Origin of the sequence: Citreimonas salinaria (assembly GCF_900107235.1) — a bacterium.
Taxonomy (GTDB): Bacteria; Pseudomonadota; Alphaproteobacteria; order Rhodobacterales; family Rhodobacteraceae; genus Citreimonas; species Citreimonas salinaria.
On record NZ_FNPF01000002.1, the window covers coordinates 220,260 to 232,670 of the forward strand.

At 68.5% G+C, this 12,411-nt stretch carries 8 protein-coding genes; 7 read left to right on the plus strand and 1 reads right to left on the minus strand.

The window, feature by feature from the left end:
* Positions 1 to 20 precede the first annotated feature (20 nt).
* The 6 genes from BLW27_RS03500 to hflX all read left to right on the plus strand — a co-directional run bounded on the left by BLW27_RS03500 (position 21) and on the right by hflX (position 8,472).
* On the plus strand, positions 21 to 2,339 hold the full coding sequence (locus BLW27_RS03500) for a sensor histidine kinase NtrY-like (protein ID WP_425429270.1): 2,319 nt from the start codon (positions 21 to 23) through the stop codon (positions 2,337 to 2,339).
* Positions 2,336 to 3,763 (plus strand): nitrogen assimilation response regulator NtrX, encoded by a 1,428-nt coding sequence (gene ntrX, locus BLW27_RS03505; RefSeq protein ID WP_089879297.1) that lies wholly within the window; start codon positions 2,336 to 2,338, stop codon positions 3,761 to 3,763. Before BLW27_RS03500 ends, ntrX begins: the two co-directional genes overlap by 4 nt.
* A gap of 154 nt (positions 3,764 to 3,917) precedes the next feature.
* Complete coding sequence (gene trkA / locus BLW27_RS03510; RefSeq protein ID WP_089879299.1) at positions 3,918 to 5,294, plus strand: Trk system potassium transporter TrkA; 1,377 nt, start codon at positions 3,918 to 3,920, stop codon at positions 5,292 to 5,294.
* A 3-nt stretch (positions 5,295 to 5,297) separates the two neighbouring features.
* Entirely contained in the window at positions 5,298 to 6,812 is a 1,515-nt protein-coding gene (locus BLW27_RS03515; protein WP_089879302.1) for a TrkH family potassium uptake protein, read from the plus strand.
* 149 nt (positions 6,813 to 6,961) lie between these two features.
* Complete coding sequence (gene hfq / locus BLW27_RS03520; protein ID WP_089848576.1) at positions 6,962 to 7,201, plus strand: RNA chaperone Hfq; 240 nt, start codon at positions 6,962 to 6,964, stop codon at positions 7,199 to 7,201.
* Positions 7,198 to 8,472 (plus strand): GTPase HflX, encoded by a 1,275-nt coding sequence (hflX, locus tag BLW27_RS03525; RefSeq protein ID WP_425429271.1) that lies wholly within the window; start codon positions 7,198 to 7,200, stop codon positions 8,470 to 8,472. Before hfq ends, hflX begins: the two co-directional genes overlap by 4 nt.
* Positions 8,473 to 8,589: 117 nt before the next feature.
* Here the strand turns inward: hflX and BLW27_RS03530 are convergent, their stop codons facing one another.
* Positions 8,590 to 11,049: a penicillin acylase family protein gene (locus BLW27_RS03530; RefSeq protein ID WP_089879303.1), complete on the minus strand. Its 2,460-nt coding sequence runs from the start codon at positions 11,047 to 11,049 to the stop codon at positions 8,590 to 8,592.
* A 110-nt stretch (positions 11,050 to 11,159) separates the two neighbouring features.
* Between BLW27_RS03530 and BLW27_RS03535 the strand changes: the two genes are divergently transcribed.
* The gene (locus BLW27_RS03535; protein ID WP_089879306.1) at positions 11,160 to 12,035 is read left to right on the plus strand and encodes an NAD(P)-dependent oxidoreductase; all 876 of its coding nucleotides are present in this window, start codon (positions 11,160 to 11,162) and stop codon (positions 12,033 to 12,035) included.
* Positions 12,036 to 12,411 lie beyond the last annotated feature (376 nt).

Sequence of the window (12,411 nt, forward strand, 5' to 3'; positions counted from 1 at the left end):
CGCATCACGGCGGGGGCGTCTTGACCACGCGGGCAAGCAGATCGACCTGGCAGGGCGCTTGGGCGCGGTTCGACCGGCTGCGCCGGGCGCGGTGGGTGCAGAACGTCATCGCGCTTACGCTGGTTGCTCTTGGACCGCTACTGGCGGCCGCGACGTTCTGGGTTCTGGGCCCGATGGGCAGCGGCACGGGCGCGCTCAGCCTGCGGCTGGTTCTGCTGGCCGACCTCGTCTACGTGCTGCTGCTGGCGGCACTGGTGCTGGCGCGGGTCGCGCGCATGATCGCCGCGCGCCGGGCGCAATCGGCGGGCTCGCGGCTTCACCTGCGCCTGACCGGCGCCTTCGCGATGATGGCGCTGCTGCCGACGATCACGGTGGCCGTCTTCGCGGTGCTGACCATCAACATCGGGCTCGAGACCTGGTTCTCCAGCCGGGTGCAGAACGTGGTCGGTGCCTCTCTGGCCGCGGCCGAGGCCTATGACGAGGAAACCCGCGAAGGGCTGGTCCAGGATGCCCGCGCGCTGGCGCGGTTCCTCGACGCGTCGCGGCGCGCGACCTTCGTGCTGGACGAGGGCGAGTTGCGCCAGGTCCTGGCCCAGGGGCAGAGCCAGATCCAGCGCGGCCTGCGCGAAGCCTACGTGATCGACTCGACCGGCGAGATCCGCGCCCGTGGCGACCGGTCCTACCTGTTCGACTACGAACGCCCCTCGCGCGCGGATTTCCTGCGCGGCGAGGAGCAGGGCGTCGCTGTCATCCCGGACTGGAGCAACAACGAGTTCCGCGCGCTGGTGCCGCTGCGGGCCTTCGTCGATCGCTACCTGTATGTCTCGCGTGAGGTCGACGGACGGCTGCTGGCGCTGCTGGACGAGACCGAGGAGACCGCGCGTTTCTACCAGCAGCAGGAAAGCGAGCGCGGACGCCAGCTGTTCGATTTCGCGCTGCTGTATCTCGGCTTCGCGCTGCTGCTGATCCTTGCCGCGGTATGGGCGGGCCTGTGGTTCGCCGAGCGTCTCTCGCGCCCGGTGGGCCGGCTGGCAGATGCGGCGCAGCGCGTCGGCGCGAACGATCTCGACGTGCAGGTCCAGGAGGAGGAGGGCGACGACGAGATCGCCACGCTGGGTCGCTACTTTAACCAGATGACGCGCCAGCTGAAGGGCCAGCGCGACCGGCTGCTTGAAAACACCCGCCAGATCGAACGGCGCCAGCGGCTGTTCGACAGCGTGCTGACGTCCGTTACCTCGGGTGTGGTCGGGCTGGGCGCCAGCGGCAAGGTCACCTTCGTCAACCGCTCGGCCGAGCGCCTGCTGGGCTGGCAGGAGCCGCATCGCAGCGATCCGATCTGGGTCGCCGTGCCGGAATTCGGCCCCCTGTTCGACCGGCTGCGCAACGAGGGCCGCGAGCGCCTGCAGGAAGAGATCAAGGTCAGCCGCGACGGCCGGCTGGAGCACCTGCTGGTGCGCATGGCCACGCGCCGTCGCGGCGATGGCGGGCTCGAGGGCTACGTGGTCGCCTTCGACGACGTGACCGACCTGGTCAGCGCGCAGCGCATGGCCGCCTGGGGCGACGTCGCCCGCCGCATCGCCCACGAGATCAAGAACCCGCTGACTCCGATCCGGCTGTCGGCCGAGCGCATCAAGCGCAGCTTCGCGGGCCAGCTCGACGGCTCGCAGGCCGAGAAAGTGGGCAACCTGACCGACCGCATCGTGCGGCAGACGGACGATTTGCGCCGCATCGTGGACGAATTCTCGAAATTTGCACGCATGCCCGAGCCGCAGCGCAAGCCCGAGGACTTGGCCGAGATCCTGCGCGGCGCGATCCTGCTTCAGGAGGCTGGCCAGCCGAGCGTGATCTTCGACATCGATCTGCCCGAGATGCCGATCCCGGCCGAACTGGACGCGGCAATGGTAGGCCAGGCGCTGACCAACCTGGTCAAGAACGCGGGCGAGGCGACCGAAAGCCTGATCGAGGCCGGCGCGCCCGAGGGCTACGCGCCGCGTATCCGCGTCAGCGCCACGATCGACGGCGGCATGGCCGAGATCCGCATCACCGACAACGGCATCGGCCTGCCCGAGGACCGCTCGCGGCTGTTCGAGCCCTACGTGACCACGCGCGAGAAGGGCACCGGCCTCGGCCTGCCCATCGTCAAGAAGATCATCGAGGAGCACGGCGGAACGCTGGCGCTCGAGGATGCGCCGGCCGAGGCCGGTGCAGAAGCCGGCGTGCCAAGCGGCGCGATGGCTATGGTGCGGCTGCCCGTGGGGCACGCGGCGCCTGAGGCAGAAGACACAGGACCGGCGCAGGCCGAACAGGACCCAAGAACGGAAACAGAGGCGACATCATGAGCGACATTCTCATCGTCGACGACGAGCGCGACATCCGCGAACTGATCGGCGACATCCTCGAGGACGAGGGCTATGGCACGCGGCTGGCCGGCAACAGCCAGGAGGCGATGGCCGCCATCAACGCCGAGCCGCCGGCCCTGCTGGTCCTGGATATCTGGCTGAAGGACAGCAAGATGGACGGGATCGACATCCTCAAGACCGTCAAGCGCGACAATCCCGACATTCCCGTCGTCATCATCTCGGGCCACGGCAATATCGAGATCGCCGTCGCCGCGATCAAGCAGGGCGCCTACGACTTCATCGAGAAGCCGTTCAACATCGACCAGCTTCTGGTTGTGATCCGCCGCGCGATGGAGACCTCGCGCCTGCGCCGCGAGAACGCGACGCTGAAGCGCGGCGAGGCAAAGGCGGCGCAGATGATCGGCGAAAGCGCCGCGTTCCGAGGCCTGCTGGGCCAGCTCGACAAGGTGACCAGGTCCAATGGCCGGGTCATGCTGACCGGGCCAGCCGGCTCGGGCAAGGAGGTCGCCGCGCGCTACATCCACAACCGCTCGTCCCGGGCGGATGCGCCCTTCGTCACGGTTAACTGCGCAGGCGTCGAGCCCGACATGGTCGAGGCGATGCTGTTTGGCCGCGAAACCTCGGCCCGCGGCGTCGAACCGGGGCTTCTGGAGCAGGCGCATGGCGGCGTGATCTACTTCGACGAGGTCGCCGATATGCCGCTGGGAACGCAGTCGAAGATCCTGCGCGTGCTGGTGGATCAGTCCTTCACGCGGCAGGGCGGGTCCGACAAGGTGCGCGTCGACCTGCGCGTGATCTCGTCCACCGGGCGCAATCTCAAGGATGCGATCGCCGCGGGGCAGTTCCGCGAAGAACTGTATCACCGGCTGAACGTGGTGCCGATCGCCGTGCCCTCGCTGGCCGAGCGCCGCGAGGACATCCCTGTCCTGGCGCGCCATTTCATCGCCGAGTGCAACCGGAGCCAGGGCCTGCCCCTGCGCGAGATCACCGACGACGCGATCGCGCTGCTGCAGACCATCACCTGGCCCGGCAATGTGCGTCAGCTGAAGAACCTGGTCGAGCGCGTGCTGATCCTCGGCGACGGCACGGACCCTATCGAGGCGCGTGAACTGCCGCAGGATACCGGCCCCGCGGGGGGCGACGCCGAGGATCGCGTCGTGCTGTCGGGCACGCTGGCCACCATGCCTCTGCGCGAGGCGCGCGAGGCCTTCGAGCGCGAGTACCTGCTGACCCAGATCAACCGCTTCGGGGGGAATATTTCGCGCACGGCGAACTTCGTCGGGATGGAGCGCTCGGCCCTGCACCGCAAGCTCAAGTCGCTGGGCGTCGTCACGGGCCAGAAGACCGGCTCGCGGTTGATGCAGGATGACGACGACGACGTGGGCGTACGCCGGGTATCGTGATCCGCAGCGGCGCGACCGTCCTACTAGGTCGGGCGACTGCCGTCACGGCACGCCGACGAACGCATCGCGTGGCGGACGTTGACCGCCGCGCGCGCCCGTGCCATCCCGTTGGCGCAGATTGCCGGGCCGCGGGCCGGCCTTTCGGGAAGGCGCCATGAAGGTCATCATTTGCGGTGCGGGACAGGTCGGCTGGCAGATCGCGCGTCACCTCTCGGGCGAGCGCAACGACGTCACCGTGGTCGACAGCAATCCTGACCTGATCCGCCGTGCGACCGACGCGCTGGACGTGCAGGGGATCGCCGGCTTCGCGTCCTATCCCGATGTACTGGACCGCGCCGGCGCGCGCGACGCCGACATGATCATCGCCGCGACCCATTCCGACGAAGTGAACATGGTCACCTGCCAGGTCGCGCATTCCGTCTTCACCGTGCCGCGCAAGATCGCCCGGCTGCGCGCGCAAAGCTACCTGACGGCGATCTACTCGGATCTCTACCGCCGCGACCACATGCCCATCGACGTGGTCATCAGCCCCGAGCAGGAAGTCGCGCGGGCCGCGCTGCGGCGCCTCTCGGCGCCCGCCGCCTTCGATACCGAGATCTTCCTGAACGGGGATGCACAGCTTCTGGGCATCGCGATCGAGCAGGAATGCCCGGTGGTCAACACGCCGCTGCGCCAGCTGACCGACCTGTTCTCGACCCTGCGCTCGACCGTGGTGGGGGTGCGCCGCGAGGGCACGCTGTTCGCCCCCGAGGCTGGAGACCAGATGTTCGTCGGCGACAGCGCCTACGTGGTGGCGCACCGCGACGACGTGCGCCGCACGCTCGAGATCTTCGGCAAGTCCATCCGCAAGCAAGAGCGTGTCGTGCTGGTCGGCGGCGGTAACGTCGGCCTCGCGGTTGCGCACGCGCTGGAAGGCGCAGCACAGCGCATCCGCGTCAAGATGATCGAGCGCAACCGAAAGTCCGCCGAGCACGCGGCCGAGGCGCTGGAGCGCACCATCGTGCTGCACGGCGACGGGCTGGATGTCAGCCTGCTGTCCGAGGCCGGGATCGAGCGCGCCGATGCGGTGCTGTGCGTGACCGACGACGACAAGGTCAACCTGCTGGCCGCCGTGCGCGCCAAGGCCGCGGGCTGTCCGATGGCCATCGCGCTGGTCAACGATCCCACGCTGGTTCCGCTGATGGAGCCGCTGGGCATCGACGCCTACATCAACCCGCGCGCCACAACCGTCAGCAGCATCCTGCGCCATATTCGCCACGGCCGCGTGCGCAGCGTCTATTCCATCGGCGATGCGGAGGCCGAGGTGATCGAGGCCGAGGTCCTGTCGACCTCGCCGATCGCCGGCAACCGCATCCGAGATGTCGACTTCCCCGAGGGCGTGCTGGTCGGCGCCGTACGCAAGGGCGACCGCGTGGTGCGTCCGACCGGCAGCATGCGCATCGACGAGGGTGACCAGATCGTCATCTTCGCGCTGGCGGGCGACGTGCCCGAGGTGGAGCGCCTGCTGCAGGTCTCCATCGACTTCTTCTAGACAATGGAGCGCCTGAGCCGCCTGCCGCTGTTCCTGCTGCTCATGGGAACCTTCTCGGTCTCGGCGATTGTGCCGGCTGGCGTTGCCCTTCGGGCGGGTGATCATCACGACGCGCGGACCTTCTTCTATTCCGGCATCCTGGGGCTCGTCCTGACGGCGTTCGTCGCGCTGGCGCTGGCGAACCGCCCGCATCAGCGGGATCCTCTGCATCAGCTTCTGGCGCTTCTCGCAGCCTTCGTCGCGCTGCCGGCGCTTCTGGCCGTTCCCTTCTACGAAGCGGTGCTCAACACGGCCTTCCTGTCGGCCTATTTCGAGATGGTGTCGTGCCTGACCACGACAGGCGCCACGCTCTATGATGCCGCGCGGCTGTCGGATGCCGAACACCTGTGGCGCGCTCAGGTGGGCTGGTTTGGAGGGCTGATCATGTGGATCGCCGCCGCTGCCATTCTGGCGCCGCTGACGCTGGGCGGGTTCGAGGTCACGGCCAGCGGCGAGCCGGGGCAGTCGCTGGCGGAAGGGTCGGCCGCTGGTGGGTTCAAACACCCGGTCGATCGCCTGCTGCGCAGCATTCGAGTCCTGACGCCGATCTATGCCGGGCTGACGGCCGCGCTGTGCGTCATGCTGCTGGTGGCGGGCGACCCGCCGCTGGTCGCGGTCAGCCATGCGATGGGCGTGATGGCCACGTCAGGCATCACGCCGCTTGCGCTGTCCGAATCCAGCGCGTCGGGGCTGGCCGGCGAGATGATCCTGTTCTGCTTCCTGTTCTTCGGGCTGTCCCGGCTGACCTTCTCGGGAGACACGACACAGACCCGGGGGCCGGGTCTGTGGCGCGACCCGGAATTCCGTCTGGGCCTAGTGATCGTCGCCGCGGTCCCGTTGACGCTGTTCCTGCGCCACTGGATCGCCGCCTTCGACGCCGGCGGCTACGAGGACGTGTTCGCCGGACTGCGGGCGCTGTGGGGCGCGCTGTTCACCTCGCTCTCCTTCCTGGTCACGGCCGGCTATGTCAGCGCCGATTGGAGCACCGCGCAAGGCTGGTCCGGCCTGTCGACGCCGGGCATCATCCTGGGAGGTCTTGCGCTGATGGGCGGCGGAGTCGCGACCACCGCCGGCGGGGTCAAGCTTCTGCGGGTCTACGCGCTCTACCTCAACGGCGCGCGCGAGATCGAGCGGCTGGTTCACCCCAGCTCGGTCGGCCGCTCACCGCTGGTCAACCGCCGTATCCGCCGCGAAGGGGCCTTCATCGCGTGGGTCTTCTTCATGCTGTTCGCGATCATGCTGGCGGCGTTTTCCGTGACGCTGTCCCTGTTCGGGCTCAGCTTCGAGCCCGCTCTGATCCTGACGGTCTCGGTTCTGACGAACACCGGTCCGTTGGTGACCGCCGGGATCACCGAAGCGGTCGACCTGCTGGGACTCGCGGCTCCGGTCAAGCTGCTGCTTTGCGCCGGCATGGTGCTGGGCCGGCTGGAGCTTCTCGCGATCATCGTCATGCTCAGCCCGGACATCTGGCGCGACTGACCTTGCGACGCTTCGTGCCCGCACCATCATCCGCGTGCGGCGCGGCACGGGCTTTTTGCGCTGGAATCTCGGCGTTTCGCCCTACATACTGATGGGTGACGAGGGGGCGCCCCGAAAAAGGGGCGCATGGCAAGAACAAAGGCAAGTCAATGGCTTCGGACAGACAGAACCTCCAGGACGCATTCCTCAATCACGTGCGCAAGACGAAGGTTCCGGTGACGGTCTTCCTGATCAACGGCGTGAAACTGCAGGGCGTCATCACCTGGTTCGACAATTTCTGCGTGCTGCTGCGCCGCGACGGGCAGTCGCAGCTGGTCTACAAGCACGCGATCTCGACCATCATGCCCAGCCAGCCGATCAACCTCTACGACGGCGACGACGCATCTTGAAGGAGCACGCCGCGCCGATCACCCGCGCCTGGGTGCTGCATCCCGACATCAAATCCGATCGCGACCGCCGCGACGCGCGGCTTGCGCTGGCCGAGGCCGTGTCGCTGGCCCACGCGCTGCCGGGCCTCGAGGTCGCCGGCGAGGAGGTGGTGCCCCTGCCGAAGCCGCAGCCTCGCGCGTTGTTCGGCACCGGCAAGATCGACGAGCTTGGCCAGCGCCTGAAGGCGGCCGAGGTCGAGCTTGTTCTGGTCGATGGCCCGGTCACACCGGTCCAGCAGCGCAACCTGGAAAAGGCCTGGAACTGCAAGGTCCTGGACCGCACCGGTCTGATCCTCGAAATCTTCTCCGACCGCGCCGCCACCCGCGAAGGCGTGCTGCAGGTCGAGATGGCACACCTGAACTACCAGCGCACCCGCCTCGTGCGCGCCTGGACCCACCTCGAACGTCAGCGCGGCGGGCTTGGCTTCGTCGGCGGCCCCGGCGAAACACAGATCGAGGCGGACCGCCGCGCCATCGACGAACAGCTGGTGCGCCTGCGCCGGCAGCTCGACAAGGTGGTCAAGACGCGGGCGCTGCACCGTGCCGCGCGCGCCAAGGTGCCGTTCCCGATCGTGGCGCTGGTGGGTTATACCAACGCGGGCAAGTCGACGCTGTTCAACCGCCTTACCGGCGCCGAAGTCATGGCCGAGGACATGCTCTTCGCGACGCTCGACCCGACGATGCGGCAGGTTCACCTGCCCACCGGCGCCGACATCATCCTTTCCGACACGGTGGGTTTCATCTCGGATCTGCCGACCGAACTGGTCGCGGCCTTCCGCGCCACGCTCGAAGAGGTGCTCGAGGCCGACGTGATCGTGCATGTGCGCGACATCTCGCACCCCGAGACCGATGCACAGGCGCGCGACGTGGACGCCATCCTCGACAATCTCGGGGTCAGCGAAGCCACCCCGCAGATCGAGCTGTGGAACAAGATCGACCGGCTCGACGGGCCCGATCTCGAGGCCGTGCGCGCCCGCGCCGCGCGCGAGGAGGCGGTGCATCTCGGTTCGGCGATCACCGGCGAAGGGCTCTATGGCCTGCTGGACGCGGTGACCACCGCCTTGGGCGAGGCCAAGCGCCGCGACACGATCACGCTCGCCTTCGATGATGGACGCCGCCGCGCATGGCTGTTCCAGAAGGGGCTCGTCGAGGCCGAGGAGCAATCCGATGAGGGCTACCGCCTGACGGTGCTCTGGTCCGCCACCGACCGGGCGCGCTTCGACTCGCTCTGATCCGCGCGGGGCGCCGCGCGAACATAGAAGGCCTCCGGTTTCTTCTGTCCACAAGTATCCCGGGGACTCGCAGGGACGGGGGCAGGGGGCCCTGGAGAGCGCGCCGACGGCCAGCCGTCACGGCACCAGCCGCGTCACCCCTGCCGAGGCCGCGCGCGCAAGATCCGCGTCCAGTGACATCGGGATGTACTCGCCGCGGCGCCAAAGCTGGCCGAGGTCGTCGTAGTGCCGCGACAGGAAATGCCCGGACTGGCCGGTGGCGATGACGAAGACCGATGAATCCGGATCGTCGAAATCGTAGACGCCGCGATAGCCGGCCCCGTGCACGTTGAGGAACGGTTCGGGTTCTTCGCCCGACATGCGACCGCGCATCAGCGTGTGATCGCCGCCGCTGGTGCTTTGCCGGATGTTGACGAAGTGCCGCAGCAGCGGCACCTCGCCCAGCACCGGGTGGTCGTGCGTTGCCTGGTGGACGTCGCCCCAGCGCAGGCTTTCCAGCGCGGTGCCCCAGCGTTCGCCGATGGTGATCAGCGCGTCGTCCAGCGCCATCCGCGCGATGTCGGTGCAGGACTCCTCGCGGGCCGAGCGCAGTACGTCGCACCACGAGGCGGCGCCATCCACGTCGCGGTAGACGCGCTCGATGAACAGCGGCTCGACATGATTGAACTCGTCGGCGAGCGGGCCCAGTTCGTCGCGGATCAGTCGGTCCTGCAGGGCGCGCAGCCATGCGGCGTAGAGCAGAGGCTCGGGCAGGTGCTCGTTCATCTCGCCGTTCCAATCGGCCAGCAGGTCCAGCGCGCGCTGGCGTTGACGCTCGGGCGTGCCCTCGGGCGCGGATTCGCCCGTGAACCACAGGTCGCGGCCGATCAACGGCAGCAGCGTGCGAGCCGCGTGACTGACCGTGTCCAGCTGCGCCTCGATGAAGCTGTCGCGCGTGTGGACCGCGCGGCCCATCATCATGTCGCGCCAGCGCAGCACGCGCTGGCTGTCGCCCCATTCGAAGCTGACGTGCTGCGGGAAAGGTCGATCGATGATCTTGTTGTTGGTGTTGCCGACGATGCCGCCCTCGGGCGCGACGAATTCGGGGTTGTCCTCGTAGGGCAGGATGCCCTGCCAGCGGTTCTCGGCGTTCCAGCCCGGCGCGGGCATGCGGCCCTTGGTCTGGTGGCCCGGGTCGCGCGCCGGCATCGCGCCGATCATCTTCATGGCGATGGTGTCCTGGTCGATCAACGTCAGGTTCTGGCTGGGCGCGACGTACATCCCGGCCACGTCGATTGCCTCGTCGACCGATCGGACCCCCATCAATTCTATGGCCGCGCTCATCGACGTGTCCTCGGGCGAAAGCGCCGTCCAGCCGAGTGCCATCACGTGCCCCGCCGGCGTCACCGCGCCTAGGTCGTAGGACGAGCGTGGCAGCACGGGGCCATTCTCGGTCCAGCGGAGGGTGACGGTGACGGGCGCCTCGTCGGCGATCTCGATGATCGAGCGGCGCGTCTCGAACTCGGCCCAGCCCTCAGGCGTGCGGTAGCGGCTCGGATTATCCGGGTCGAGCTGTTCCAGGAACAGGTCCTGGTCGTCCAGGTAGGACGAGGTCAGGCCCCAGCCGAGCCGCTCGGTCCGGCCGATCATGATTGCCGGCACGCCCGGCACGGTGGCTCCAATCGCGCCGCCCGATGACAGATCCAGCCGCGCGAGGTACCAGGTCGACGGGGCGGTGAACCCCAGGTGCGGGTCGTTGGCCAGCAGCGTGCCGCCCCCCGCGCTGCGCGATGCCGCGGCCGCCCAGGCGTTCGACGCGCCGGCCAGCCCCCGTTTCGCCACCGGCGACAGGAAGGCATGCTCGGTCGCGGTCTCCTGCAGGCCCGGCCGCAGCCCGGGCGCCAGCGACGCGTATTCCGGCAGCGCGGCGATGCCGTCGCCGGGGATGTCGGGCAGGATGTCGGCCAGCCGCGCGTCGTCCTCCAGCGTCATCGAGACGCGGGCGCGCAGCACTTCCTCGGACAGGTGTCCGGCCAGTTGCAGGGCCATCAGCTTGACCACCGCGATGGAATCCGCAGGTTGCCACGGCGCGATGGAGGTGTCGAAGACGAAGAACTCGGGCGCGCCGCGACCTAGGCTGTCGGCGTTGATCTCGGCCAGGCGCGCGTTGACGCCGGCGGAATAGGCGCGCAGTGCCTCGGTCGTCTCGGGCGTCTGTACCGCCACGGACTGGCGCGCCAGCCCGTAGAGGTCGAGCCGGCGCAGCAGCGTGTCCGTCTCGACCGTGCGGCGGCCGAACAGCTCGGACAGCCGGCCCTGCGCGGTGCGGCGCAGCAGCATCATCTGCCACAGCCGGTCCTGCGCATGGGCGTAGCCCAGCCCGAAATAGACGTCCGCGTCGTTTTCCGCAAAGATGTGCGGCACGGCGGCATTGTCGCGCACGATCTCGACCTCTGACGTGGCGCCGGTCACCGGCACCGTCTTGTCGTACTCCGGCAAGGAGCGAGATGCGAGGTAATAGACCAGCCCGACGCCGATCAGCGCAAGCACCAGGGCTGCGGTCACCAGCCGGAACAGCCACCGGAACAAAGTTGCCATCGTCGTCTCTTGCTTGCCTATGGGCCTCGTGAAGGGCTTATTACGCGGGACGGCCCGTGCCAAGAGCGACGCGGGATACCTGGCGAACTTGCGGAGAAGGAAGGGGCGACATGGCCAAGACGGCATTCCTGGGACTGGGCGTGATGGGCGCGCCGATGGCGGGCTACCTGGCGAAGGCGGGCCACGAGGTGACGGTCTATAACCGCACCGCGTCCAAGGCGCAGGCCTGGGTCGACGCCAACGAAGGCCGGGCCGCGTCCACCCCGCGCGAGGCTGCCCGGGGCGCCGAGTTCGTCATGGCCTGCGTCGGCAACGACGACGACCTGCGACAGGTCTGCCTGGGCGAGGACGGCGCCTTTGCCGGCATGGAGGCGGGGTCGGTCTTCGTCGATCACACCACCGTGTCGGCCGAGGTCACGCGCGAACTGCACGCCGCCGCCGCCGAGAAGGGCATCGCCTTCGTCGACGCGCCGGTCTCGGGCGGGCAGGCGGGGGCCGAGAACGGCCAGCTCGTGGTCATGTGCGGCGGCGAGGCCGAGGCCTACGATCGGGCCGCGCCGATGATCGATACCTACGCGAAGCTGTGCAAGCGGCTGGGCGAAAGCGGCGCCGGCCAGCTGTGCAAGATGGTCAACCAGATCTGCATCGCCGGTCTGGTCCAGGGCCTGTCCGAGGGGCTGCATTTCGCGCAGAAGGCGGGGCTCGACGGCCGCGCGGTGGTCGAGGTGATTGGCGGCGGCGCCGCCGGATCCTGGCAGATGGTCAACCGCTTCGAGACGATGCTGGACGACAAGTTCGAGCATGGCTTCGCAGTGAACTGGATGCGCAAGGACCTTGGCATCTGCCTCAAGACCGCGGACGAGGTCGGCGCCTCGCTCCCTGTGACCGCGCTGGTCGACCAGTTCTACAAGGACGTCCAGAAGCTGGGCGGCGGGCGCTGGGACACGTCGAGCCTGATCAAGCGGCTGAACGCCGTCGGCGAGTAGGTGCCGGCGATCCCGGTACAATTTCGCGGGGCGGAGTTGCATGCGCCCGCCCCGCGCTAAACACGTCAGCACGATTGCCCATTGTGTTTCCGGTGGCGCTACCGTTATGCTGAAGATCTGACCGTCCACTGGACGGCTACAAAAGTTTCGCTGACCGGCGGCGCCCGAAACGGGCGCGCGGACAGACCGATCGGGCCCCGCAAGGGCCACCCGCACCCGCCCGGACCGCGCAAGCGACGGGCCACGAGTTGGCGCCGCGGCCAAGCTGCCGGCGTCGGAGACAAATGCGATGAGGCTCGCGAGAAATCACAGGCAGGATGACAGGGGCGCAACCGCCCGTCCTGCCCGCGCGCCGACCCTCGCCCTGACAAGTCAC